Raw genomic sequence first — 26421 nt, 5'->3', positions numbered from 1 at the left:
GGGGTCGTCAGTGGTCACCCAGGCCGGAACCGGACTCGCGCGCATCGCCGTCGTCGCCCCCAACCGACGGCTCGATCTCGCCCTGCCCGAGCATCTGCCGCTCGTCGGGCTGCTCCCCGCCGTACTGCGCCAGGCCGACGAGGAACCGTCGGACGGCACGGGTCACGGCGGTTGGATGCTGCGGCGCAGCGACGGCAGCAGCGTCGACCTCGCCCGTACCCTCGCCGCCCAGAACGTCCGCGACGGCGAGACGCTGCACCTGGTGCCGCGGCGGACGGAATGGCCGGAGCTGGCGTACGACGACCTGATGGAGGCCGTCGCCGACGGCGCCCGGCGGCGCGGCGTGGCCTGGTCCCCGTTCGCGACCCGGCTGACCGGCCTGATCGTCGCCGGGGTGCTGCTGCTGCTCGGTCTCGTCGTGATCGTGACGTCCAGCGAGCCCGGTTGGCTCGGCGGAACGGTCGCCCTCGGCGCGGCCGGGCTGCTCCTAGTCTGCGGGATCGTGCTGTCCCGGGCGATGGCCGACTCCCTCGCCGGTGCGGTCGTGGCCGCCGCCGGCCTGCCCTACGCCTTCGTCGGCGGCGTACTGGTGATCGGCACGGGCGAGTCGGTCTGGGCGCTGGGCGCCCCGCACGTGCTGCTCGGCTCCGCCGTGCTGCTCCTCTCCGGCCTGCTCGGCCTGCTCGGGGTGGGCGACGCGACCCGGGTCTTCGTGGCCGCGGTCTTCGTCGGTTTCTGGGGCATGGTGGGTGGGCTGCTGGCCCTCGGTTCCATGGACGCCGCGCAGGGCAGCACGATCGTGGTCAGCGCGGTGACGCTGCTGCTGCCGGCCATGCCACTGCTCTCCGTCCGGCTCGGGAAGATGCCGATGCCGGCGTTGCCGCGTACCGCCGAGGACCTGCTGCGCGACGAGCCGCAACCCAAGCGGGAGGTGATCTACCAGGCGACCGCCCGCGCCGACGAGGTCTTCACCGGCATGGTCTTCGGAGCGTTCGTCATCGCCATCGCCTGCCTGGTGGTGCTCACCGCGACCGGCACGCTCTCCGCGCTACTGCTCGCCGGGATCATCTCGCTGGGATATCTGCTGCGGGCCCGGCTGGTGTCGACCGTCCGGCACCGGGTGCCGATGCTCGCCGTCGGGCTGCTCGGCCTCGGCCTGCTGCCGCTGGTCGGCGCGGCCGACGCGTCGACCGCGTCCCGGGTGCTGGCGGTGCTGCCGGCGGCGCTGGTCGCGGCCGCGCTCTCGGCCGCCGCCGGGCTCGCCTACAGCCGGCGCGCCCCGTCACCCCGGCTGGCCCGGCTCGGCGACACGTTCGACATCCTGCTCCAGCTCGCCGTGGTGCCGGTGGCGTGCAGTGTGCTGGGCCTGTACGCGTTCATGCGCGCCATCAACGGCTGACCGGCCAGGCTCTTACCAGGTGCGGTCGCTGGCCTCGGCCATCGGGCCGCCCCGGATCAGCTTGACGATGGCGGAGTCGATGTCGGGGCCGACGAAGAAGTCGTCGGCCCAGTGCAGCATGAAGACCCGCCCTTGAGCGTCGATGACCAGTTCGGACGGGCCGTCCTCGTTGTTGCCGAGCGGGTAGACGGGATTGTCAAAGTCTTCAGAGAAGGCGTGTGCCTTATCGGTTACCACACCGCCGAGCGTGGGATGGATGAAGCTGGTATACCCGCCGCCCAGCTCCCCGTGGCCACCGAACTGTGGCAACTGCAGCCCGCCGAACTCGACAAGCGCGGCCCGGGCGGCGGGCGAGCGCGCCAGCCCGGCCAGCTCGTCGGCGAAGCGGATCATCCAGTGGTTCACCGAGGATGTCACGTCTCGGCCCGGAAACCAGCCGGCCTTGTCCAGCACGTGCCGCACGTCGGGCGGAAATCGCCCCTCGGCGGCCCGGTGCTGCGCGTACTCCTCGGCGACCAGTGACGCGGGTAGCGATCGCCATTGAGACACTTCGCCGGTCTCCCGGTCGATGACCGCTCGGGGGTACCCGGTGGCAGAGGGTGGGGCGGGTGGCCCGTCAGTGGGGGCTGCTACGTCCGGAAGGACACGCCAGACGACGTAGCCGAGGTCGAACTCGTACAGGTCGACCTCGGGTGCGGGCCCGGGTTCGCCGGCACCGGCCCACTGGCGGGCGATGGCCAGGGCCTCATCGCGGCTGATCATGGAGGACTCCTCGGGCTGCCGTCGTCGACTGCACCGGCCCCGCCGGGTGCGGGCACCGGGCGGCTCGACGCCGTGCCTATGGTAGGCACCGCGGTCCGAGTTCGTGACCGTGCCGGCGGAGGCCAGGGGAGGGTGCCATGCCGTCGCGGCGGGACCAGGTCCAGTCGTACCAGTTCTTCGTGCAGCGGATGACCTCCGCGCTGGTGGCACGCGAACCCGATCCGGAGTCGGCGCCGTTCCGGCGGCTCGGCGGCGCCGGATTCGCCAGCGTCATGGTGGCCGTGCTCTGCCTCGCCGCGGTGGGTGTCTACGGCCTGTTGCGCCCCGGCGGGGCCACCAAGTGGAAGGAGGGCAGCGCGGTCATCCTGGAGAAGGAGACCGGCACCCGGTACCTGTACCGGGAGGGCCGCCTGCATCCGGTGCTCAACTACGCCTCCGCCCTGCTGGCCATGGGGACGGCCGCACCGACCGTGTCGGTCTCCCGCAACTCGCTGGTCGGCACCCCGCGCGGCCCGCGCATCGGCATCCCGTTCGCCCCGGACGCGCTGCCCCCGCCGGGCCGGATCCTGGATGGACCGTGGAGCCTGTGCACCCAGCCCGCCCGGGACGCGGCCGGCGGGATCGTCGCCACCACGGTGCTCACCGTCGGGCGCGCGCCGGGCGGCGGGCGGGAGCCGGGCGACGCCGGGCTGCTGGTCCGCGACCGCAAGACCAGCCGGCTGCACCTGGTCTGGCATGACCATCGGTACGAGATCCGCAACGAGAAGATCGTGCTGGAGGGCCTCACGATGAGCGCCGAGCCGGTGGTGGAAGTGGGCGGGGCGTGGCTGAACGCGCTGCCCGCCGGCGAGCCGATCGCCCCCCGTCGGGTGGCCGACCGGGGGGAGCCCTCGACGGCCTTGCCGGACGCCCGCGTCGGCCAGGTCTTCATGGTGGAGAGCCAGGGCGGCAGCCGACAGTACTATCTCGCCGAGCGCGCGCGGCTGGTCCCCATCACCCCGGTCCAGGCCGACGTGCTGATGGCCGACGGTGAGACGCAGGTGGCGTATCCGGGGCAGGCGAGGCCGTACCCGATCGAGCTCGCCGCTGGCACCGCCGCCGCCGCGCCGAAGGCGGCGGCGCCCGCCCAGGGGCGCCACCGCGCGCCGGAGCAGCGGCCCGAGATCGCCCGGTTGGCCGGCGACCAGCCCGCGATCTGCGCCGCCTACCAGCCGGGCGAGGACGAGCCGACGGTGCTGCTCGACGCACAGGTACAGCCGGTACGCGACCCGGTGCGCACCGGTGAGCAGACCGGCGACGGCATCCCGCTGGCCGACCGGGTCGTCATCGAGCCCGGCTACGGGGTCCTGGTCGACGCGATCTCCGCACCCGACCAGGAGACGGGCACTCTCCACCTGGTCACCGATCTGGGCTACCGCTATCCACTGGCCTCCGAGGGGGTGCCGGCCATCCTCGGCTACGCGGGTGTGCAACCGGTGCGGCTGCCCGCCAGCCTGGTGGTCCGGTTGCCGGCCGGCCCGGCTCTCGATCCGGAGACTGCGAAACTCGCCCTCGACCCGGAGTGACACAATCAGCCACAGTAGAGGCGACGGTCTAGCGCGGGCTGGACACAACCCGTTACCGTTCGTACGACGATGGCGCGTGAGCGCCGACTGACAGGCAGCCCCCGGCGAAGCGGGGCGTATCAGACGAGGACGGGGGTGACTTCCGCCATGTCGATGAATACCGACACCGGATTGATGCTGAAGACCGAGGGTGACGTCGATGCCGTCGCCGACCGGCTCACGGGCAATCTCAATTCGTTGATGGACCAGCTCGCGCCGCTGTACGACCAGTGGAAGGGCGCTGGTGCGGGTTCCTTCCAGCAGGTCCGCGAGCGGTTCGACCAGGACATGGCCCGACTCAACGTCGCGCTGCGTGCGATCGCCGAGGCCGTGGGCTCCGCCGGTAAGGACTACGACGTCAGCGACGAGGAGATCCGGGCCGACATGGACGGCGCGGGCGCCACCGCCGGTCAGATCACCGCGGCCCTGAAGCTCTGACGGGGGAGGACTCATGACGGAGATTCGGTACAACTTCGCCGGCCTGAACGCGGCGGCGGACAGCTGCGGCGGCGCGGTCCGGAACCTGTCCAGCGAGCTGGAAGGGCTCAAGTCAGGCATCGCTCCGCTGTTGGCCAGCTGGGACGGTGAGGCCCGGGAGGCCTACTTCCAGCGGCAGAACGAGTGGGAGTCGGCCGCCAACGACCTGCGCGACCTGCTCGGCCGGATCGAGCGGGCGTTGCGCGAGTCGGCCGGCAAGATGCAGGCCCGTGAGGCGGCGAACCGCGCGAAGTTCGGCGGCTGAACCGCCCCTGCGCACCCGATGGCCCGGCCCTGTTGCCGGGCCATCGTCGTGTCCACGCCGGGTGACCGGCACACCCGGGCACCCGGTTGACGACGGCCCGGTCGCCATCACCCACCGTAGTCAACCGCGCGGCGTCGAGGTCGGCACCCGGAAGAAGATCTCCTCGGGCTCGTCGATGTCGGGCCTGGCGGGAGGTGGTGCCGACGGGCGGGTGGGCCGCCAGCGAGTCCGTCGACCGCGCGGCAGCAGCATCGCCAGCACCGTCACCCCGACGGCGACCGTGGCCAGTGCCAGGCCGATCCAGAGCGCCAACCGGCCGAAGACCGCCCAGCGCTCCGCGCGGGCCTGCGCCGCCGCGTCGTGGCGTACCTCGGGTAGCGGCGGTTGGGCCACCGGTGCCCCGGTGGTCAGTCGTTCGGTGACGGCCCGGTACGGATTGAGCACCCCGCGGCCGTAGCCCTGCGTGGCTTCGCCCCGGGCCGGATCGGCGGTGGCCAGGAGCCGTCTGGTGACATCCTGCGCCGATAGGTTGGGTTCCGCCGCGCGGATCAGTGCGGCGGTCGCGCTCACCATGGGCGCGGCGAAGCTGGTGCCCTCCCAGACCTGATGGCCGGCCACCCGGGTGGCGGCCACCACCGCCCCACCGGGGGCGACGATGTCCACGTACGGCCCGATCTGGGACCGCTGGACGCGGGCACCCTCCTGGTCGATGGCGCCCACGCCGATCACCCCTTGGTAGGCGGCGGGGTAGGGCACCGGGTCGGGGCGGGCACCGTCCTGGTGCTGGTTGCCGGCGGCGGCAACCAGCACGACGTCCTTCTCCAGGGCGTACCTGACTGCCTGCTCCACGTCCGGGTCCGGGTAGTAGAGCGTCACCGACAGGTTGATCACGTCGGCGCCGTCGTCGACCGCGCGACGGATGGCCTGCGCGAAGACCGGGCCGGTGACGGTGTCGCCGCTGCCCGAACCGTCGTTGGCGTTGCGCTCGCTGACCCGGATCGGCACGATCGTGGCGTCGGGCGCCAGGCCGTGGAAGCCCACCCCGTCCTGCCGCCGGGCGGCGATGATGCTGGCGACGGCGGTGCCGTGCGAGACGCAGTCCACATCGCCCCCCGGCGCGCCACGCAACGCGTCGAAGCCGGCGGTGACCCGGCCGGCCAACTGCGGGTGGCTGCTGTCGGCGCCGGAGTCGACGACCGCGACCCGCACCCCGGCGCCGGTGCTGAACGGCCACACCCGCTGCGGGGCGAGCCATCGCTGGTGCCAGGGCGTCTCGGTGTTGACCTCTCCCGGATCGCTCGGATTCTCGCAAATCGCCGGTGCGGCGCGGGCAGGGCTCACCACGGGAGCCGCCAAGGTCGCGGCAAACACCGCTGCCAGCAGGGCGAACGTCACCATAGGACGGTCACGGACCATGCCTGCACGCCTCCCGTCAACCGGTGCCGGTGCATCCTATCGGCGAGCGGACCGCGAACCGGGCACGCCGATGTCGTGCCCATTAAGTATGGTCGAGTCGTCACGCCCGGGCGCGGGCGGCAGATGGACGTGCGCGGGGAAGGAACACGCCATGGACGTACAGGCGCTGCGCGCCCGTGCCGACGAGCTGATGGCCCAGTTCGAGCGGATGCGCTCCGGGGTCGGGGATCTCCAGCAGCAGCTCAAGGCGGTGGAGGCCACGGTCACTTCCGACGATGGCCTGGTGAGCGTCACCGTGGGGCCGCGCGGCCAGGTGACGAAGGTCGAGTTCGACCCGCGCATCTACCGCCGGCCAAACTCGAAGGAGCTCTCCGCCACCGTCACCGAGACGATCCGGCGGGCCACCGAGAAGGCCATGGCCGAGGTCGAGAAGCTGGTCCGGCCCTTCGTGCCGGACAGCCAGTTCCAGGCCTACATCGATCACGATCTCGACGGCATCTTCCGCCAGTTGGACAGCGACCTGCCCGGGGAGGAAAGACGATGAGTGAGCTGCGCGAGACCTTCGTCAAGCCCGATGCGGCGCTGGAGGGCGCCAACAGCCTCGGCGCCGCCGGATCCCGGCTGGCGATGAACTGGCAGAACCTCTCGGCGACCATCGAGACGCTGAACGGGGAGAAGCCCTGGGGCGACGACGAGCCGGGAAACGAGTTCAACAAGGACTATCTCGGCGGTGACGACCAGCCAGCAACGCTGGTCCTCGGGATGGCCGCGGATCTCGTGCCCCTTGTCGAGGTGCTGGGGCCGACCGTCAAGGGCGCGGTCGAGGGCAGTGTCGACGTCGACGACATGGTCAAGACGCTGTTCGGCGGCGACGACAAGTAGTCGTTCGCCGGCTGCGCGTCGGCAAGGATAAGGGGCACAAGGGGTGGCGGTACCCAATCCCAGAAACTCGTTCGGCGAGTACACCTGGGTCTGGGATGCCATCTGCTGGGTGAGCGCGGGAGAGGCGTGGCCCAGCGGCGACGAGGATCGGATGCGGGATCTCGCCGACGCGTGGCAGGCGTTGGCGGACACGATCAGCGAGACGCTGGGTCAGGCCGACCCGGCGGTGATGAAGATCCTCCAGAGCTGGGGCGGCGGCGCCGGCGAAGCGTTCGGCGGGCTGTGGAACCAGATCGGGGTCGACCCCAACACCGGCCTGCCGTTGATCCAGGAGATCGCCGCCGCGTACGCCGCCGGCTGTGACCAGGCGGCCCTGGAGATCGAGTACGCCAAGCTGACCGTGCTGATCGCGGTCATCATCACCGTCATCGCGGTCTTCGTCGCACTGCTGATGGCCTGGCTGGGCGGCGTCTCGGCCGGTGCCATCCCGGGCATCCTGGCCGGCGGTCGGCAGGCGGTGACGATCGCCTTCCGGCGGCTGATCGCCCAGATGGGGCGGCAACTGCTCACCCGGGCGGGGGCGCGGGCGGCACTGCGGGTGGCCGGGACGAGGCTCGGGCAGATGGTCACCAGCCAGGGGTTCCGGCGCGGTCTCACCCGCCTCGGTCTGGAGTTGCTCGAGGAGATCGGCGAAGAGCTGATCATCGACGTCGGCGCCCAGGCGTACCAGATGAACAGCGGTGAGCGGCGGTCGTGGGACACTCGCCGGACCGTCACCGCCGGCGTGGGCGGCGCCTACGGTGCGGTGCTCGGCACCGGCATGAGCTGGGCCGGCCGGCGGGCAGCGCCCCGCATGCCCTTCTCCTTCAGCCCGTCGCAGCTCTCGTTCCGGGGCAGCGGCATGGTCCGCTGGGGGAGCACCAGCCTCGCCTCCGGCATGCAGAACGCCATCATCTCTCCCGCTGCCAGCGTGCTTGCCAACGGCTCGGTCAACGGGCAGTGGGCCATGCCGGGCGCGGACGCCTTCCTCGGCGGGTTCGCCAGCGGTGCCGGCCGCACCGGGGCGACCCTGGTCGGCAGCGCAAGCGGCAACGTGGCGGCAAAGGTCACCAACATCGTCATCGACAGGATCGGGGGGATATCGGTAACGCCCGGCGCCGGTGTCGGCGCGGGTGGCGTCGACCCGTCCCTCGGCGTCGGAGGCGCGAACGGTCTCGGCGGCCTGGGCGACCTCGGCGGCACGAACGGCGCGGGTGCCGGCTCGACCGGCGGCAGTTCCACCTCGGGTGCCGGCTCGACGGGCGGCAGTACCTCGGGTGCCGGCTCGACCGGTGCCGGCAGCGGCACCGGCTCGACATCGGGGGGCAGCACCGGCGCGAGCGTCGGTGGCTCCGGCGCGGACGGCGCCGGCAGTTCCAGCGGTGCGGGCGGCACCTCCGGCGCCGGGAACGTCGACACCGGCGCGGCCACGACCCAGAACGGCGCCACCACGGTACCGGACAGCGGAGCGGGCTCGATCAGCCTCGCGTCGCCGGCCGCGGACGCGACGGTGGCGCCGACGACCGACGCAACCGCTGCGCCGGCGGTCGACGGTGCCCCGACCGGCGACACGGCCACGGCGGACGGCTCGTCGCGGGTCGACGGCTCGCCCGGGACCGTAGCCGGTGTCCCCGCCGACGTGGCGGCCACGGCTCCCGGCGGGGTGCCGACCGAGGGCACCACAGTGGAAGGCGGTGCCACCGACACCACCGGCCGGAACGCCACGCCGGACAGCCAGGGCACGCCAGTCGCTGCCTCGCCCGACACCGCCTCGCCCGACACCGCCTCGCCCGAAACCGGCTCGCCCGCTACCGGTTCGCCCGGCATCGGCTCGCCCGCTACCGGTTCGCCCGACACCGCGTCGCCTGGCGCCGACCGGACGACGACCGGCTCGACGGATCAGACCGGCGCCGGGCCGGTCGCCGGCCCGCAGCCGGATGCCACCACGACCACGCCCACGCCCGGCGACGGGTCGACAGGCCCCGGTCGCACGCTGACCGACACCCCCACGAGCGACTTCGCCGACCCGGGGCCCGTCGCCGACCAGGCCGGTTCCGTCACCGTGGACACGCCACCGGCGGTGCTGCCCGGCGTGCCACCCGTCACCCCGGTGGCCGCACCGCCCGCGGCTCCGGTGGTCACGCCGCCGGGCAACGTGACGCCCACCGGTACCCCCGTCCCGGCCTCCGCGACCGGGCCGTCCGCGACAACCGGCCCAGCGGTGGCGAGCACCCCCAACGCGGCAACGCCGACCACGACCGGCACACCGCCGGCGGGTACGAACACCCAGTCCACGACCGGCAACACCGCGACGCAACCGGCACCGGGCCGTACGACGCCGGCCGGGCCAGTGGTGGATCCCGCCGCGGCGAACTCGGCCGGTTCGATCTCGCTGGCCCCGACCACCGGCCCGACCTCGACCGACCCGACCCAGCCGGCGGGGCCGAGTCAGCAGGTCGAGCCCACACAGGACCAGCCGGCCACCCCCGCCCCGGCGGTGCCGGCACAGACGGCGGGCATCGAGCCGACCGCTGCCTCTCCCGACCGCACTCCCGCTGCCGACACCGATCCGAACCCGGACCGGACCGACCCGGGCCAGCGAACCACCGCCGACGGGCCGGTCGTCGTTCCGGTGCCGGCCAGTAGCGGAACCCTGCACGGTGGCCCCCCGGCGCCGAGCGTCGACACCGGCCCGGTCGACCCGCAGACCCTCAAACGGTCGGAGGGCCCGACCGGACGCGGTACGCACAGCTGGCACCTGGATCCGACGTCGGTCGACGGCGACCCCACCGGTCCCGACGCGGAGCGCGCCGTGATCGAGGCGTCGCGGACGCTGGCGGAGACCGTCCGGACGGAGGTCAAGGCTGGGACGATCTCCAAGGGCAAACAGCCCGGTATGGCCGGCGCGTTGCTGATGCCCAACGGCGACATCACCACGCACACCAGCATGACCGCCGACAAGAGCACCAACCCGGCTACCCAGCCGGCCGTGCATCCGCTCGCACAGGCGGCGCTTGATCGGGCAGCAGCGGCGTTGGGTACTAGTAAGGGCGGCGGACACGGCAAGTGTGCCGAGGTCGCCCTGGTTTCCGACCAGCTCTACCTACTCGAACAGCAGTGGCGGGACGCGGGTGAGCCCGGCAACTTCGAGCAGTACGCGCTGAACGCGTTCGATAGCGCCAAGATCGTGACGCATCAGGTTGCCACTGCTAGATCTGGCGGCGTCACGTACGAACTTGGGCATTATCGACCGCCGTGCCGGTCCTGCGCACATTTCCTGCCGCAGTTCAACATCGAGCCGATCACCGACCCGGCTCGTGACGTCGCTGCCTACCAGCCGTCCGTGCCCGGCGTGGTGGGCAACGGTCCGTCGCTCAGTGACAGCCGGCCGTACGGGCATCTGGACGGTCTGGTGCCGCCAGACCAAGCCGACCAGGATGCGCTCGACTCGGCCGTGCCTCGGGACCCAGGGACAGGCCGCCCCACCGTCCACCCGGATCCGCGCAGCGGGTCATGGGCAGGTCTGCTCAACGATGGTGGGCCGACGGTCCCCGGACGCAGCACGAACTGCGCCGACGTCGGGCTGTCCGTCTTGTCGACCTGGTACGGCCGTCCCGACGTGGCGGCGCCGACGGTTCCGTCATCCGAGGTGGAACGGGGCAGCACCGCCCGGCAGGAACAGGCATTGCGGTCCACGTTCGGACACCACGGCAGCGGCGCTCCCGCCTTGGACGCGGTCGCTGAGGCTCTCCGTGCGGCTGGTCCCGGGGCCGCTGCCCTGGTCATCGGCCAGTGGCCGGGCGATAGTGGCCGCGCCCACACCTGGAACGCCGTGAACCACAACGGCACGATCATCTGGGTCGATGGGCAGCGAGGTCTGGTCTCCGATGTCGACCCGCTCTACGCCGGTGAGGTGGACGGCGTCTGGTCGATCGTGCTCGACGCCGAGGGCGATCCGGTCCGACCGGTCAGCACGGGCGATACCACGACGGCGCCCGTTCCACCGGCCTCGACCGCGGACGTACCGACGGCGACCCAGCCGACCGGACGGGACCAGGACGCCGGGCCGGCCGGCCGGCCCGGCGCCGACGCGGATACGACCGGCTCGGACGTGACGCCCGGCGACTCGAACCGCGAACGCAACCCCGATCCGAACTCCGAGAGCGATCCCGTCGCGGACGCCGAAGCGAACCCCGATCCGGCGGCCTGGCCTGACATGCGGGGTTGGCCGATGCCGGACACCCGCCAATTCGGGCCGGACCAGCTGGCGCCGCTGGAAGACCCGCGCTACCAGGACGATGTCGCGGACAGCCTGCGGACACCCGACGGGTACGAGACGTTCGCCGACCCCTCGACCCACCCATACGGCCAGCTGATCAACGACGGCGGGCCGGATCAGCCCGGCCGGGCCGACAACTGTGTCGACAACGTCCTCGCGGCGCTGGCCAGCTTCAACGGTGATCCCCAGGTTTCGCATCCGCGCTGGCCGGACCGGCTCGACGACGGATCCCTCGACACCGAACTCGGCGAGCTGGACGGCTTCGGCCGGATCGAGAGTTGGATCGGTGGGGAGTGGACCGGTGACAACGACGCCCTGCCGGGTACGCCCGCTGAGCGGTCCGCGGCGCTGGCTGACCGGTACGAGCAGCTGTACCAACGTGTCCTTGCCGCGGGGCCGGGTTCGGCCGCGGTCGTCGCGGTCGACTGGCTGGGGTTCGACGAGAGCACCGGCGACCCGCTGGTCGACGCCGACGGCCACACGCAGGGCGCCGGCCAACACGTCTTCCTGCTCGTCTACCCGCAGGACGCGGACGGACCGGTGTGGTGGGATCCGCAGTTCGGCAGCACTACCACCGACTCGGTGCCCGGGGACTACGTTGGACTGACACACAACCTGTGGTCGATGGAGGTGCAGCCCGGTCATGCCGATGAGCAGGGAGGAAGCCCGGCAGTTGATGATCAGGCTGCTCGGGACGGACAACCCGGTAGCGGTCTTCCCGTTCGAGTTCGGCTGGGCAGCCCAGGAGACGCTCTCCCCGCAGCAGCGGACGCAGGGCCGGCAGCTGGGCCAGGGAGTGTTCATCATCGACCAGACGGGGGTGGTGACCGCGCATCCCAGCCTGCCGCCACCACTGATCATGAAGCGGTACGCGGCGGCCCGGCGGGAGGGCCGGATCACCGGCCGTCAGGTCTGGCCGACACCGGATCCGACGGACTGAGCGGCGCCTCACCGGACGGTGACCCGGCCGCGCGCCCCTACCTGGACGGGCTTCCGGAGACCGACCAGGCCACCCTGCTCGACGCGCTGACCGGAGCGCGGGTGGACGCCGATCAGATCCTGGCCGACCTGCACGGCGTCAACGCCGAGGTGAACGCGCGGCTCGGGCTGACCGGCGAGGACGCGCTGACCACCCTCGGCGAGCAGCACCGCGTCAAGGGCGCCGAGTCCCTGGCCCGCAAGTTCCGCACCGAGCTGGAACCGCTCGGGTACGACATCGGATCGGCGCTGGACACCGTCAACGACGTGGTGCGGTTCTCGGTGCGGGGTCCGGAGTCCGAGGCGTACGGGCCGGCGGTGGACACGATCCTCTCGTCGTTGGAGGCGCAGGGCTACCAGGTCACCGACCTGAAGAACTTCTGGCACGACGGGAACCGCTTCTTCGGTCTGAACTGCACGCTGACGTCACCGTCCGGGCGTACCTTCGAGTTGCAGTTCCCGACCGCGACCAGCTACGCCATCGGCAGCCAGACCCACGCACCGTACGAGGTGATGCGCGACCCGGCACAGTCACCGGCCGGCCGCGTGCACGCGTTCCTCGACATCCTCGCCATCAACAAGGCCAACGGCATCGCGGCGAGCATGCCGGGCGGCATGGATACTTCACGGTTCGACCCGCCGAAGGACACCAGCTTCGCCAAGTGGATGTCGTCGCCCCGGCAGGCGAGCATGCGCGAGTCGTACCTCGACTGGCTCGGGCAGCAGGGCCGCACGTTCGCCGACATGCTGGCCGCGCGAGGATTGGCGGTGTCCGACCTGCCCGGTCTGGACCTTGACCTGATGGGGGGCGTGCATGGCGCCGCTGACGTTCGGCTACTTCCTCCTCCGGAGACCGGACGATCCGGCCGGCCCACCGGTCAACCTGATCGCGGAGGCGGACAGCACCGGGCCGACCCAGGCGGTGATCTGGGACCGGTCGACGGGGGCCTGGGCGTTCCGCCCGGACGTGGCGGCGGCGATCCTGTGGGCGAACCCGGAACGCCACGAGATCCAGCAGGTGGACCGGGCGACGGCGGAACACCAGGTGGCGCACTTCGCGACGGTGCCGTTGCCGACGGAGGACGAACTGACGGAGATCTGCCGCTCGGCGGCCTGACCGCCGACATCGGGGAAACGGGGACCAGAGCCGGCGATCCGAGCGGCGCCGGCCCGGCGTCGCCCGATGCGAACCCGGCCGGTCCCTCGTCGGTGCCGCTCGGCACCGACCACGGGTTGCCGCAGACCCGGCGGCTCGGGCCGGGTGAGCTGGCGCCGTTGGAGGATCCGAGCTACCAGTGGGATGTCGAGCAGAGCCTGCGGACGCCCGAGGGGTACGCGGTGTTCGCCGATCCGTCGACGCATCCGTACGGCACACTGGTCAACGACGGTGGGCCGAGCCAGTCGGGTCGCAGCAACAACTGCCTGGACTGCTCGCTCTCGGCGTTGTCCAGCTTCTACGGCGACCCCCGGGTCTCCTTCCCCCGCTGGCCGGACGTCCGGCCGGACGGGTCGATCGAGACCGTGACGGGCGAGGCGAGTGGTCTCGACCGCGCCGAGGAGTGGCTCGGTGCCGACTGGTCCGGTGGCTCGGACGGGCTGCCCACGACGCCGGCCGAGCGCGCGGCGGCAGTGGCCGAGCAGTACGCGCAGCTGCACCAGCGTGTCGCGGAGGCCGGTCCGGGCTCGGCGGCCCTTGTCGTGGCGGAATGGGTCAAGCGGGATCGCCACACTGGCGAACTCCTCCTCGACGGTGGGAACGTACAGATTCAGGATTCCCACGCCCTCGTCCTGGTCTACCCGGAGGGTGCCGAGGGGCCGGTCTGGTGGGATCCGCAACGGGGGATGACGTGGCCGCAGCCCCCAGCCGCGTACCTGTCGCAGACGTACGCACTGTGGTCGATGGTGATCCCGGTGGAAGGGGTATCGGATGACGGAGGACGAGGCGCTGGCGCTGATCAGGCGCCTACTGGGCACGGCGAACGAGATCGAGCTGCATCCGTTCGAGTTCGGCTGGCTGGCGAAGGAGCAGCTGTCGCCACAGGAACGGGCGGAGGGCAGGCAGCTGGGCCACGGGAGCTACATCATCGACCGGACGGGAGTGATCACAGCACAGATGAGTCTGCCGGTACCGCTGCTGATCACGGAGTACACGCAGGCCCGCCGGGAGGGCCGGACGACGGGTCGGCAGGTCTGGCCGACGGCGGACCCGACGGCCTGACGTACGACGGCGCCGGACCGTCGCTTCCGGAAGGCCGACGGTTCGGGCCGGGCGAGCTGGCACCGCTGGAGGACTCCCGCTTCCAGGACGACCTCGCCGCCAGCCTGTACGCCCCCGAGGGGTACGCGGTCTTCGCCGACCCGTCGACGCATCCGTACGGGCAGCTGGTCAACGACGGCGGGCCGGACCAGCCCGGTCGGGGCAACAACTGTGTCGACTGCTCGCTGGCGGCACTGGCCAGCTTCCACGGCGACCCGCAGGTGTCCGTGCCGCGCTGGGCGGACCGGTTCGACGACGGCTCGATCGATCGCATCTCCGGTGAGCGGGGTGGTCTGGAGCGGGCCGAGGCGTGGATCGGCGGGGCGTGGATCGGCGGCCCGGGGAACCTGCCGGGCGACCTGTCCGCCCGCACCGACGCGGTGGCCGCCCAGTACGCCGAGCTCTACCAACGGGTCGCGGACGCCGGCCCGGGGGCCTCGGCGTTGGTGGTGGCCGACTGGCTGTTCCTCGACGACGCCGGGAACGTCCTCCTCGACGACGCCGGCCGGCCGGAGATCGACGGCTCACACGCCTTCGTGATCGTCTTCCCGGCGGACGCGGACGCGCCGGTGTGGTGGGATCCACAGACCGGGACGACGTCGACGGACATGCCGGCCGCCGACGTTCGTGAAACCCACGCCCTCTGGGCCATGATGATGCCTGATGGAGAGGGGCGAGTTGACCGAGGACGAGGCGCTGACGCTGATCAGCCGACTGCTGCGGACCGCGAATCCGATCGTGCTTCGGGAGTTCGAGTTTGGCTGGCTGGCCCGGGAGAGACTCTCGGAGCAGGACCGGGCCTCGGGGATACACGTGGGCCAGGGGAGCTACATCATCGACCGGTCGGGAGTGATCACGGCCCACTCCAGCCTGCCGCCCCGACGGGTGATGGAGGAGTACGCCCAGGCGCGACGCGAGGGCCGGATCAAGGGTCGACAGGTCTGGCCCGAGCCGGAACCGACGGTCTGACGGATCCCGGCGGCCCGCCGGCCCCGCCCGGTCCCGCCTCGGCCACCACCGCCGCCGACGGGCCCGACCTGCGGCAGGCCGCCGCGGGTACGACCTTTGGCGGCGCGCTGCTCGACGCCGACCCGGCTCGCACCGCGGCGGCCGTGCAGACGGCGCTGACCAGCGGGCCGCTGCCCGACGGGGCGAGCGTCGACCCGGCCACCGCGACCGTCACCCTGACCACCCCCGACGGCCCCTACCAGGTGCGGATCGAACTGAGCGACCCCCCGGCGGACACACCGGTCGCACCCGTGGCGACCATCCAGTACACCGCCGACGGCGCGGTGGTGCAGGTGTCCACCGGCGCGCACCCGGACCACGTCCGGCGGGCCGTCGCCGCCACGCTGGCCGAGGCGGACACGATCGCTCAGCAACGGGCCGACGGCATCCGCTTCGACGCGACCACGGCGCTGACCGAAGGCGCCCGGCCGGAGGGCGACGGCACCCGGGTCCTCACCGCGCGGGACATCGGACACCTGGCCGAGCTGCGGGTGGTGCTCGCCGACAGCGCCACCGTCGCCGATCCGGCCCAGGCCGCCCAGCTGCGCGCCGAGGCGTTGAGCCTGCTCGTCGCGTCCGGACTGCTGGAACAGGACCCGACGCATGCCGTACACGGGCTCGGCGGCAATGTGCCGATCGTCGGGCCGGTGGCGGCGCAGGCCCGGCTCGACCTGATCCGGGCCCACCTGGGCCCGGTCGCCGCGCAGGTGGAGACCCTGATCGGGCTCGCCCACACGGACGGGCAGCAACTCGTCGCGGATCTCCGGGCGGCGCAGTCGGCGATCCGCGCCGAGGCGCGCGCCTGGGCGCAGCAGGCCACCGCGCTGCGCAACGACGCCGATCTCGCGCTGACCGGCCGGGTGGACGCCGAACTGGATACCGCCCCCGACCACGTCTTCGGCCGGCTGGTGATCGGTGGCGGGTGGGCCGCCACCGCCGACTTCGTCACCATGGGGGCCGCCGCCGACACCGGGAGCGGCCTGCCGCCGGTGCTCTGTGTCTCGCAGGGCCACGACCCGTGGGCGGAGCGGCAGGCCCTGCTGATGGGGCAGATCCCCGCGGAGCTGGAACTCCCCGGTCTGCCCTTCCAGCCCGCCGACCTGGCCGAGGAGGGCACCCAGTTCACCCCCTCCGACGTCTTCGCCGACGCGGTGGGCGCGGCGCGGGCGCTGAGCGGCATGCCGACCTACCAGGGCACGGCGACGGCGATCACGCCCCGACCGGTCGACGCCGTGGGCTGGCCCGACGGCGCCAACTTCCGGGTGACCGTCGGCGGCCGGGACTTCTTCACCGCATCGGTCGACATCGCCAGCGGGCCCGGACCCTCCCGGGTGCCGAGCGTGCCGGCCACCACCACCGGCCACTACGTCGACCCGACGACCGGTTACCGCGTCGACCGCTCCGGTCCCACGCCGGTGTTCCACGCTCCCGACGGCTCCACGGTCGACCCGGACACCCTGCCACCGGCCGTCCGGGCCGTCCTCGGTGGCAGCGGCACGGGCCTGTCGGATCTGCCGCTGCTGGCAGACCTGGCCGGCCGACCGACCGATCCGCTGGTGGTCGATCCGATCTCCGGCTTCGCCGTCGACCCCTCGACCGGGCAGGTCTTCGACCCGGACGGCGGTCCGGTAGACCCCAGCGCGCTGCCCGACGAGGTGGCCGCCCGGCTCGGCCACTCCCCGGACGGTTCGTTCGGCGATCCCCGCCCGGCCGCACCATCGGTCGACTTCGGTGGGCAGAACCTGGCCGACGCCTACCGCCCCGGTGACCGGGTGCTGGTCTTCGGCGCGGGCGCCTCCGGCGCGTGGGACATCGAGCAGGCGGTGGCGTCCCCGGCGGCCAGCGTCGACTGGTCGGCGCGGGCAGTGGACCCGCCGCCCGACCAGCTGACCGGCGATCCCGCCCGTGACGCCGAGGCGCGAATCCGGCACAGTTTCGGCGGCGGCTACAACCGGCGCAACACCCTGCCCGAGATCGGCGCCTACTCGGCGACCGTGCAGGGCCAGGTCGACCAGTCACTGCGGGAGATCGTCAGCCTCCGCCACACGGTCGACGGCGGCTTCCTGGTGGAGTTCACCGATGGCAGCCGGCAGGCGTACGACCGTGTGGTTCTCTCGATCGGCCAGGCAGCGGATTTCCCCGGCGGTGTCGCCAACCTGCTCTCCGGGGTGGGACTGGAACCGCTGGAGGGCCCGCCGGCCGTCGAGAACTCCGAAACCGACGTGCTCGGTCTGCGGGACGGTTCGGGGCAACTCCGGGTCTTGGGCGCGGCCAGCGTCGCCCCCGGTGTCGTCGCGGCGACGGCCACGCCAGCGGCGGTGCGGGCGCTCCTGGTCGCCCAGGCTGCCGCCCTCCCCGATGACTCCCGCGGCATCCAGCCCAGCATCCGGTTCCACGCCCAGCGGATCACCGAAGCGAACCGGCCCGGAGTCGCGCCGACGGGCGGCAGGTCGACCGCGCCCGCCCCTCGACCAGACCCGGACGGCTCAGACGTCGATGTACCGGGGCGGACCCTTCCAGGCCCACTGGACGTCCAGCCAGGGCAGCGGCCCGTACCGGTCGATGAGTCGCTGCCCGAGCGGGGGCGTTTCGACCCGGATCGACCGGCCGTCGATGTCCTGGCCGAAGCCGTACGGCAGGATCTCGACCCGGTTGCGGTCGAACTCGACGTAACGCAGGCTGGGCAGGTTCCGGCTGGCGGCGAGGGCCTCCGCCCCCTCGGCGCCGATGTCGCAGCTGGACAGTCCAAGCCAGCGCAGCCGGCCCAGGCGCGTCGACCCGGCGAGGTGTCTGACACCGCCATCACCGATCGGGCTCCCGCTCAGGTCCAACCCGACCAGGCTCTCGAGCAGGGGCGACGCGGCGACCTCGGCGGTGTGCCCGACAGCGCCGGTCAGCACCAGGTGCCGGACGGGAACCGCCCGCCAGACCTCGATCCCGTGGTCGAGGAAGGCGGCGGCGCGCATCGTGACCGATTCGACGAATCCACGCCGCACCCGCCACTCGTCGACCAGGTCCTCGACCGGACGGGCGAGCCGGGGACCGAGCTTGCGCCAGAGCCGCAGGCGTCGCGGGGTACTGCCACCGTTGATGTCGAGGCGGATCAGCTCGGCGTGCTCGGGGTCGGTGGCCTCGATGGCGTCGGCGTATCGTCGGCGCAGGTCGAGGTCGTCGGGGTTGGCGAGGATGGCGGCGTAGATCTCGGCGGGCGTGGCCATGACGGCAGCGTATCGACGGCCGGCTCGATAACCGCCAGTGCCGTTCCGGGCTCCACGTTCCACGGCCTGGGTCGACCAGCCGCCGACCCGGCGGCGGTGCTGGATGTGGCCCGGTCCGCACTGCCGCAGGTGGCACCGTACGCCCAGGTGGACGCGGTGGTCCCGACCGGTGTCGACCGGTTCGAGATCCGCTCGGCCGGGCAGTACCCGCTGACCGTGCGGCTCACCACCGGTCCGCTGACCGATGCGGTGGTCGCCCAGTCGACCCGCAATCCCGACGGCACCTTCACGGTCACCGTGTCGGACCGGGCCGCCGACCAGGTGGTGGCGCGGGCGCTCGCGCACGAGGTCGCCGAGCTGGTGGCGCTGCACGAGTCCGGCCGTCCCCTGGTCGGCCCGCTGGACCCGGGCGTCGACCACGGCCCGATCGACCCGGCCGGGCTCACCGCCCACGACCGGGGCCGGCTGGCCGAGATCCGGCTGCTCGCCGCCGCGTACGCCGGCGCCGATCCGGCCACCCGCCTGGCCGTACGCGCCGAGATCGACGCCCTCGCCGACCACCTCGGCCTCCGGGTGGGCGACCCGGACATCCGGGCTCGGTGGGCCCTGCTCCCCCGCGATGTGCTGGCCCATCTGATGCAGCTCAGCGCGCCGACGATCACGCCCGAAGCGGTCTCCTCGGTGCTGGCGGGTGCGGCGACCCTCACCGAGGTCGAGCGCATCCGGATGATCGACTATCGGTCCCGGTTGGCACCGGACTTCCAGGTGCCGGCGCAGGCCGAGCTGGACGCCCGGCTGCGGGAACTCGCCGCCGGGGCCGAGCACGCGCAGTCCAGCATGCCGCGGATGCCCGCCTTCGCCGGGCAGATCGTCGCGCTGCCCACCAAGCAGCTGGACCGGATCCGGGTGGTGGACCCGCAACTCGCCGACCGGCTTGCCGCCGAGGGCATCTACGTCGACCTGACCGGCCGCTACGACCTGCGCCCGTACATGGCGACGGGCGTGCCGGCGATCGACCTCGGCGCGGCCCGCCCGGCGTTCCACCTCACCACCGAGGCCGGCCGACAATCCCAGCTGCACGAGGACCGGCAACGTTCCCGGGCCGCGCTGCGCGGGCTGCCCGGGGGGCAGGGCGTCACCCTGCTCACCGACCACGATTTCCACTACCAGGGAACGGCCCGCTGGATGGGCCTGGTGCCCGACGTGCTGACCGAGGCGTTGCGCGGCATCACCCCCGCACCGCCGCCCCCTGCCGGGCGGGTGGAGACCGCGTCGAGCCAGGGGCCATCCGGCGACACCAGGGTGGTGGCCGACCGGGTGACCCTGCCCCCGGACGCCCCGAACAAGCCCGGGCCGGCGTACGGCCCGGCGCTGGACGCCCGTACCGGGCAGCCGCCACCGCTGTTCGACGGCCCGCCGAAGCGGGAGGACGTGCAGCAGGGCGCGCTCGGCGACTGCGGCATGATCGCCGTGATCGGCTCGGTCGCCGGCCACCTGCCGGACACCGTCGCGCGGATGTTCCAGCCGAACCCGGACGGCTCGGTCGACGTGCTCCTGCACGAGGCGAGCGGACCGGGTCAGACGGTCACGCCGACCGGGCGCCACCTGCGGGTCACGGTCTGGCCCGACGTACCGCTGCACCCGCACTCGAACGGACGCAGCGCGTACGCCGACCAGTCGGTGGTCGGCACGGCCTGGGCCTCGCTGTTGGAGAAGGCGATCGCCGCGATCGACCGCACCTGGGCCCAGCAGCGCCACAACCAGTGGCAGCAGCAGTGGACGGCCCGGCCGGGCGTGGACGCCGCCCAGGCCGCCCCGCTCGGCTACGCCCGGCTGGGCAACGGCAGCAGGCGCCTGGTGCAGGCGGAGCTGCTCACCCAGCTCACCGGGCTGCCCACCGGGGTGAGTCAGCTCGACCCGACACCCGGGCGGGAGGCCGATGCCGAGGCGCGGCTCGCGGCCCTGCTCGCCGCCGGCAGCCCGCTGATCACCGGTACCCGGCCGGCCGACGCCTACTCGTCCTACCCGGGCGGCAAGCCGCCCCACGGGCTCTACGCAGGGCACGCGTACGAGATCGTGTCGGTGGCGAACGGTCAGGTGCAGCTGCGCAACCCGTGGAATTCGAGCCATCCGTCGCCGATGCCCGTGCGCGCGTTCCTCGACCTGATGAGCCCCTGGTACGCCCACGTCGAGCTGGCGCGCAGCACCGTGGCGGCGCTGCCGGGCTCGGAGTTCCACGGTCAGGGCCGGCCGGTGGCCGATGCCACGGCGGTGGCGGACCGGGCCCGCACGGTCCTGCCCGCGCTGGCCGAGCCGATCGGTGCGGACCAGGTCGTCACCGTCGCGCCGGACACCGTCGAGGTCCGCTCCGCCGGGCTGGAGCCGCTGCGTATCCGCGTCACCGCCGGTTCCCTCGCCGACGGCGTGGTGGCCCAGACCGTCCGCAACCTCGGCGGCACCTTCACCCTCACGATCTCGGACCGGGCTGCCGACGGCACAATCGACCGCGCGGTGGCGCACGAGGCGGCCGAACTGCTGGCCCGGCACGAGACCGGCGAGGCCACGGTCGGGCTCTTCGACCAGGGCGTCGCCGACGGGCCGATCGATCCGGCCGGCCTCACCGCGCGGGACCGTGGGCGGCTCGCGGAGCTGCGCCTGATGGCCGCCGGGTACGCGCAGGCCGATGCCCCCGCCCGGCTGGCCATGCGCGTCGAGATCGACGCGCTGGTCGACCGGCTGGGCTTGCGCTGGGGTACGCCGGAGGCAGCGGCCCGCCTCGCGGTCCTTCCCGGTGACGTGTGGAACCACGTGATGCGGTTGAGCCTGCCGATCATCACGCCGGACGCGGTGGCCGGCGTCCTCGCCCACAGCCCCACCCAGACGGCGGTCGAGCGGTTCCGGGCGATCGACTACCGCAGTCGGCTGGCCCCCGACTTCCAGCCACCGCCGGCCGCCGCGCTGGACGCGACACTGCGGGAGCTGGCCGTGCACGGGGAGCGGAGCCAGTCCTCGCTGCCCCGGATGCCGGCCCTGGCCGGGCAGGTCATCGGCGTGCCGCCCGCACTGCTGGACCCGATCCGCCAGGTCGATCCCCGGCTGGCCGACCGGATCGCCGCCGAGGGGATCTACGTCGACCTGACCGGCCGCTTCGACCTGCGCCCGTACACCCTCGACGGCGCCCCGGAGTTTCCGCTGACCGGATCGGCGCCGGCGTTCGACCTGAGCACAGAGGCCGGCCGGAAGGCACTGCTCAGCGAGGACCGAAGCCGGGTCGGCGCCACCTTCCGCGTCACGTACGGGTCGAATCCGGCGGCCATGGCGGTGCTCAGCACGCACACCTTCCACTACGTGACCGACGCGCGGCTGATGGCGCTGGTCCCGAACGCGCTGACCGACGCGCTGCGGGCGATGCTGCCACCCGAACCCGCCGTCGAGGTCGAGGTCGAGCCGACGGAGACCCTCGGCGAGATCGCGGTCGTCGCCGACCGGGTCACCCTGCCCGCCCCGAACCCGAAGCGCCCGGTGGAGTACGGATCACCACGGGACGCCCGGACCGGACAACCGGCGCCGCTCTTCGACGGTCCACCCCGCCGTGAGCAGGTGCGGCAGGGAATGCTCGGGGACTGCGGGATGCTCGCCAGCATGGCTGCCGTCGCCGGTCATCGGCCGGACGCGCTGGCCCGGCTCTTCCAACCGAACCCGGACGGCACGGTGGACGTGTTGCTGCACGAGAGCACCGTGCTCGGCGACGCGATGACGCCCACCGGCCGCCGACTCCGGATCACCGTGCACCCGGATGTGCCACTGCGATCGGTCGCCCATGGGCAGACGGCGTATGCCGACCAGCATCTGAACGGTACGGCGTGGGCCTCGCTGTTGGAGAAGGCTCTGGCGGCGGTCGACCGCACCTGGAGCGGCCAGCGGCACGAACAATGGCAGACGAACTGGCGGGCGTGGCACAGCGAGGACAACCCGCTGAGGTCGGCGCCCACCGGCTATGCCCGAATGCATGTCGGCAGTACACCCCAGATGCAGGCGGAACTGCTGACCCAACTGACCGGTTCGCCGAGCCGGATGTCCGTTTTCGACGGGCGGCCGGGGCAGGAGGCCGCCGTGCAGGCGCAACTGGCGGCCCTGCTCGCCAGCGGAAGCCCAGTGATCACTGGTACCAGGCCGGAGCGGACCTACCCGCAGGCGATCCGCAAGCAACTTCCGTTCGGGCTTGTTGCCGGTCACGCCTACGAGGTGATCGCGGTCGCCGACGGCCAGGTGTGGTTGCGCAACCCATGGAACCGGGATCATCCCGATCCCATGCCGGTGCGGGACTTCCTGGACCTGACGAGCGGTGCCTACGCGCACCTGGACAGCGCTGACCCGGCTGTCGCGGCACACGCTGTGGTGGTACCCGGCCGGTCGACGGCGCCCGATCCCTCTCCCGTGTTCCCGTCACCACTGATGCCGTCCGTGCCAGAGCCACGCAGGCCGGAGGCGTCAGTTGGCGCGACTGCCCGACCTCGCCGGCATTCGCTGGGCCGTACCTACCTTGATGACGAGCGAGCCACCATCGGCTACCACGCCCTGCTCGGCCCTGACGGTACGGTGAATGGCCTGCTCGTGGTGGTGTCGTCCGAGCAGGGGCAGCGCTCGGCGCACTGGACCAGCGGCGGTGCGCCGGGCGAGGGTGGGTCCGTGCCGATCATGCGGGTGGAGGCGGAGCGCATCGCCCGGGAGTTGCTCGGGTTCACATTGCCGCCCGAACCGGCGCTGTACGAGATGGTGGACGGCTGACGATGCCTTTGGCAGGACAGGGAGAAGAGCCCTTGCGCTCCTTTACCGAGGTCACATCGATTCCCAACAATATCCCCGTCGATATTGGGCATGCCCGGCTCGGAGTGCGGTGGGTCGACGTGGGGCCGCCCGTCCGCGCCGAGATCATCGTTATGCCGCACTGGAACGAGGAGTCCCCGCACCACGAGGTCACGCTCGGTGAGACCTTCCCGGTGGGTGAGGAGACGTGGCGCTTCGCCGATCTTGACATGTCCAGCGAGGACGAGTGGGAGGTCACCGTCCGGCGGGTGGACGAGAACGAGGTGATGGAGCCGCCCGCTGGTCATCTCTGGAAGCCGGCCCGGCTGCGCCCCTACGGGCAGCTGGACGAGGCGCAACTCCGGTCGGTGGAGGCCGCGCTGGGGCATCCGCTGCCGCCGGACTACCGGGACTGGCTGCGCCGGAACAACGGTGCGCTGCCGGAGGTGGAGCATCACGTACCAGGTGCGCCGTTCTCGCTGTTGCCGGAGCGTCCGCTGTTCGGCGTACATCCGGAGTATCCGCTCTTCGACCTGGTGCATGCGCAGGGCACACACCGGGATCGTTGGCTGTCGCCGGACTGGCTGGTGATCGCAAATCCGGTCGGTGGTCTGCTGGTGGTGTCGGCTCAGTCGATGAGTGGCAACGTCTATTTCGTGCACGAGTTGGACCTGGTGGGGATGCCCGGCCCGCCCGCCGCCGCCGCTCGCGAACGAAAGCTACGTGCGGTGGCGTGGTCGATGGACGAATTCATCGGCCGCTTGACTCCGAAGGAGTTGGATCACCTACCACCGGTGCCGATGCTGCCGCCGGGCACTTTCACCAACCCGGACAACTACGAGAATGGGCAGCCGTGAACAAGGCGCGGACGGGCCTGGTCGCGGCACTGAGCAGCCAGTGGCCTGGCTGACCGGACGGGAGAAGATCGGTTGCGCTCGTTCACTCACCTGACTGCCATCCCGAACAACGCGACGGTGAGTGTCGGGCCGGCCCGGCTCGGGGTCCGCTGGGTCGACGTCGGGCCGCCGGTCCGCGCCGAGATCATCGTCATGCCCTTCCAGAGCGAGGAGTCGCTCGCCCACGAGGTCGCGCTCGGTGAGACCTTCGCGGTGGGTGAGGAGACCTGGCGCTTCGCTGACCTCGACATGTCCAGCGCGGACGACTGGGAGGTCACCGTCCGGCGAGTGGACGAGAACGAGATGATGAGGCCGCCAACCGGCCACCTCTGGAAGCCGGCCCGGCTCCGACCGTACGGGCAGCTTGACGAGGCGCAGCTCCAGTCGGTGGAGGCGGCGCTCGGGGTCCGGCTGCCGCCGAGCTATCGCGAATGGCTGGGCCGGAACAACGGGGCGCGGCCCGAGACGGAACATCACATTCCGGGCGTACCGTTCACCCTGCTGCCGGAGCGTCCGCTGTTCGGCGTACATCCGGAGTATCCGTCCTTCGACCTGGTGCAGGCACAGCGCGTACACCGGGATCCCTGGCTGTCGCCGGCCTGGCTGGTCATCGCCAGGCCCTCCGGCGGCCTGCTGGTGGTTTCGGTCGGAGAAGCGGGCAACGAGACGGTCTTCTTCGTGCACGAGCTGGACCTGGTCGGCCCGCCCGGCCCCGTCGCCTCCGTCGCCCGGGAACGGAAGCTGCGCGCGGTGGCCTGGTCGACGTACGAACTCATCGGCCGGCTGACCCCGATGGATCTGGATCACCTTCCGCCGGCGCAACTCCTGCCGCCCGGCGCCGCCACCGGCCCTCGCAACTACGAGGACGGGCCGCGCTGACCAGGACTCGGGCCTGCTCAGCCGAGGTGTGACAGCATCCCCGCGTACGCGTCGCGGACCGCGGTCAACCGGTCCCGCCGGAACCGGCCCGGCTCGCGCTGATGCAACTGCCGCCCGCGGTCGCTGGTGAAGGCGCCCGGCGGGACGGCGCCGCCACCAGCCGGAATGAACTTGCCGACCTCGTCGAGCGCGGCGACGGCCCTGGTCAGCGCGGCGCGGGCCCGTTGCCCGGCCGCGCCGGCCGCCGGCTCCGCCGGCACCTGACCGGCGTACGCGTCGGCGACGAGAAGCCACTCGCCGGGATCGAGTAGCTGGGACGGTTCGTCGCCGCCGTAGTGGAATCCGTTGCCCGTTCCACCGATCGTCGCCGGCAACCGGAAGACGAACTCCCGGTCCTGGCCGCAACCCGCGCATGCGCCGGTGTAGCGGCTCGCCAGGTCACCGTCGGCCAGCGCGACGACCGCACTCTGCCGGGGAAACGCGGTCTCCCCGCATGAGCAGGGGTGCAGATCCATGTAGAGGTGCGCCTCCGCGTTGGTGCGCGCGAGCGGGGGATTCATGGGTTCCACCGTACCGATCGGACGCGCTTGCGACCGTCCCGGTCATGCCGCTGGCATACTCGCCGACCATGGTGTTGTCGCGTGGCTGGGCGGTCTTTCTCACCGGGGTCGGCGGGTGGACCTGGGTGATCTGGCCCCGGTTCGCGGTGGCCATCTGGAAGGACCCGAGGTCGTGGGCCAGCGGTACCGTCGGGGAGTGGCCGGCGACCAGCTTCCTCTGGATCCATGCCCTGCTGATCGTCGCATCGCTGGCCATCGGCACGACCGTCGGCCTGCTCGGCCTCCGCGCCTGGCGGGCATCCCATCGGCGTACGCGCTGAGCCGGGGATCCAGTTGCGGGCCGCCGCCGTCGGGTCCACGTCGGAGTCGCCCGTCGCCGGAGCGGCTGGTGTGACGGGGACCGCTCCCCCCGGATTTGACGATCAATCCGGTGGACGCGTAACTTTCTCTCTGCCAGCGCGGAACGGGGCAAACAGGGCGAAAGCCCGGTGGGCCTGATCCGGGATGGCACCGGGTTCAGGGAGGGTCAACTCCTCAATGGACGCGGCCGGGCGGGGCTCCACCAGGACGCCGAGGGGCGGATTTGGTGAGGCGGAGCCGACCGGGTAAGGTTGACGACCGGCAGGGCACCGGGCGAGCGTGCGGGAGACCGCAGCGGCCGGCCTGCCAAATCCGATGGTCCAGGCGAGGCGGGAT

13 protein-coding genes are annotated in these 26421 nt (G+C 72.3%); 10 read left to right on the top strand and 3 right to left on the bottom strand.

The genetic code is table 11. From position 1 onward, the window contains the following. Nucleotides 1–10 precede the first annotated feature (10 nt). Nucleotides 11–1399 (top strand): type VII secretion integral membrane protein EccD, encoded by a 1389-nt coding sequence (gene eccD / locus O7615_RS11485; RefSeq protein ID WP_278177432.1) that lies wholly within the window; start codon nucleotides 11–13, stop codon nucleotides 1397–1399. A gap of 12 nt (nucleotides 1400–1411) precedes the next feature. Here the strand turns inward: eccD and O7615_RS11480 are convergent, their stop codons facing one another. Next, a complete protein-coding gene (locus tag O7615_RS11480) occupies nucleotides 1412–2161 on the bottom strand; it encodes an SUKH-3 domain-containing protein (RefSeq protein ID WP_278177431.1) in 750 nt (249 codons plus the stop codon). A gap of 137 nt (nucleotides 2162–2298) precedes the next feature. On the opposite strand from O7615_RS11480, the gene eccB reads away from it, so the two are divergent. The 3 genes from eccB (at nucleotide 2299) to O7615_RS11465 (ending at nucleotide 4507) form a co-directional block, all read left to right on the top strand. Continuing rightward, nucleotides 2299–3726: a type VII secretion protein EccB gene (eccB, locus tag O7615_RS11475; protein WP_278177429.1), complete on the top strand. Its 1428-nt coding sequence runs from the start codon at nucleotides 2299–2301 to the stop codon at nucleotides 3724–3726. A gap of 147 nt (nucleotides 3727–3873) precedes the next feature. Then, the gene (locus O7615_RS11470) at nucleotides 3874–4203 is read left to right on the top strand and encodes a WXG100 family type VII secretion target (protein ID WP_093411131.1); all 330 of its coding nucleotides are present in this window, start codon (nucleotides 3874–3876) and stop codon (nucleotides 4201–4203) included. 13 nt (nucleotides 4204–4216) lie between these two features. Next, nucleotides 4217–4507: a WXG100 family type VII secretion target gene (locus tag O7615_RS11465; protein ID WP_278177428.1), complete on the top strand. Its 291-nt coding sequence runs from the start codon at nucleotides 4217–4219 to the stop codon at nucleotides 4505–4507. A gap of 120 nt (nucleotides 4508–4627) precedes the next feature. Here the strand turns inward: O7615_RS11465 and mycP are convergent, their stop codons facing one another. Then, nucleotides 4628–5923 carry a type VII secretion-associated serine protease mycosin gene (gene mycP / locus O7615_RS11460; RefSeq protein ID WP_278177427.1) on the bottom strand — a complete coding sequence of 432 codons (1296 nt, stop codon included), beginning with the start codon at nucleotides 5921–5923 and terminating at the stop codon, nucleotides 4628–4630. A gap of 151 nt (nucleotides 5924–6074) precedes the next feature. Between mycP and O7615_RS11455 the strand changes: the two genes are divergently transcribed. The 5 genes from O7615_RS11455 (at nucleotide 6075) to O7615_RS11435 (ending at nucleotide 25165) form a co-directional block, all read left to right on the top strand. After that, the gene (locus tag O7615_RS11455) at nucleotides 6075–6467 is read left to right on the top strand and encodes a YbaB/EbfC family nucleoid-associated protein (protein WP_278177426.1); all 393 of its coding nucleotides are present in this window, start codon (nucleotides 6075–6077) and stop codon (nucleotides 6465–6467) included. Beyond that, a complete protein-coding gene (locus O7615_RS11450) occupies nucleotides 6464–6805 on the top strand; it encodes a hypothetical protein (protein WP_278177425.1) in 342 nt (113 codons plus the stop codon). The genes O7615_RS11455 and O7615_RS11450 overlap by 4 nt, the downstream gene beginning before the upstream one ends. Nucleotides 6806–6848: 43 nt before the next feature. Then, nucleotides 6849–23372, top strand: coding sequence for a toxin glutamine deamidase domain-containing protein (locus O7615_RS11445; protein ID WP_278177424.1), 16524 nt, complete (start codon nucleotides 6849–6851; stop codon nucleotides 23370–23372). Between the two features lie 2 nt (nucleotides 23373–23374). Further along, the gene (locus O7615_RS11440; RefSeq protein WP_278177423.1) at nucleotides 23375–24247 is read left to right on the top strand and encodes a DUF6406 domain-containing protein; all 873 of its coding nucleotides are present in this window, start codon (nucleotides 23375–23377) and stop codon (nucleotides 24245–24247) included. Nucleotides 24248–24319: 72 nt separating this feature from the next. After that, a complete protein-coding gene (locus tag O7615_RS11435; protein ID WP_278177422.1) occupies nucleotides 24320–25165 on the top strand; it encodes a DUF6406 domain-containing protein in 846 nt (281 codons plus the stop codon). A gap of 17 nt (nucleotides 25166–25182) precedes the next feature. Here the strand turns inward: O7615_RS11435 and O7615_RS11430 are convergent, their stop codons facing one another. Further along, the gene (locus O7615_RS11430; protein ID WP_278177421.1) at nucleotides 25183–25725 is read right to left on the bottom strand and encodes a hypothetical protein; all 543 of its coding nucleotides are present in this window, start codon (nucleotides 25723–25725) and stop codon (nucleotides 25183–25185) included. A gap of 68 nt (nucleotides 25726–25793) precedes the next feature. On the opposite strand from O7615_RS11430, the gene O7615_RS11425 reads away from it, so the two are divergent. Next, nucleotides 25794–26045 (top strand): hypothetical protein, encoded by a 252-nt coding sequence (locus tag O7615_RS11425; RefSeq protein ID WP_278182067.1) that lies wholly within the window; start codon nucleotides 25794–25796, stop codon nucleotides 26043–26045. The last annotated feature ends 376 nt before the right edge of the window (nucleotides 26046–26421 follow it).

The organism is Micromonospora sp. WMMD1082 (assembly GCF_029626175.1).
In the GTDB taxonomy this organism is placed as follows: Bacteria; Actinomycetota; Actinomycetes; order Mycobacteriales; family Micromonosporaceae; genus Micromonospora.
This window is presented reverse-complemented; position numbering and strand designations above follow the sequence as displayed.

Bases quoted from the DNA above. Each gene is read 5' to 3' on its own strand.
- O7615_RS11480 (WP_278177431.1), bottom strand. From the start codon at position 2,161: ATGATCAGCCGCGATGAGGCCCTGGCCATCGCCCGCCAGTGGGCCGGT.
- eccB (WP_278177429.1), top strand. From the start codon at position 2,299: ATGCCGTCGCGGCGGGACCAGGTCCAGTCGTACCAGTTCTTCGTGCAG.
- O7615_RS11470 (WP_093411131.1), top strand. From the start codon at position 3,874: ATGTCGATGAATACCGACACCGGATTGATGCTGAAGACCGAGGGTGAC.
- O7615_RS11465 (WP_278177428.1), top strand. From the start codon at position 4,217: ATGACGGAGATTCGGTACAACTTCGCCGGCCTGAACGCGGCGGCGGAC.
- mycP (WP_278177427.1), bottom strand. From the start codon at position 5,923: ATGGTCCGTGACCGTCCTATGGTGACGTTCGCCCTGCTGGCAGCGGTG.
- O7615_RS11455 (WP_278177426.1), top strand. From the start codon at position 6,075: ATGGACGTACAGGCGCTGCGCGCCCGTGCCGACGAGCTGATGGCCCAG.
- O7615_RS11450 (WP_278177425.1), top strand. From the start codon at position 6,464: ATGAGTGAGCTGCGCGAGACCTTCGTCAAGCCCGATGCGGCGCTGGAG.
- O7615_RS11440 (WP_278177423.1), top strand. From the start codon at position 23,375: ATGCCTTTGGCAGGACAGGGAGAAGAGCCCTTGCGCTCCTTTACCGAG.
- O7615_RS11430 (WP_278177421.1), bottom strand. From the start codon at position 25,725: ATGAATCCCCCGCTCGCGCGCACCAACGCGGAGGCGCACCTCTACATG.
- O7615_RS11425 (WP_278182067.1), top strand. From the start codon at position 25,794: ATGGTGTTGTCGCGTGGCTGGGCGGTCTTTCTCACCGGGGTCGGCGGG.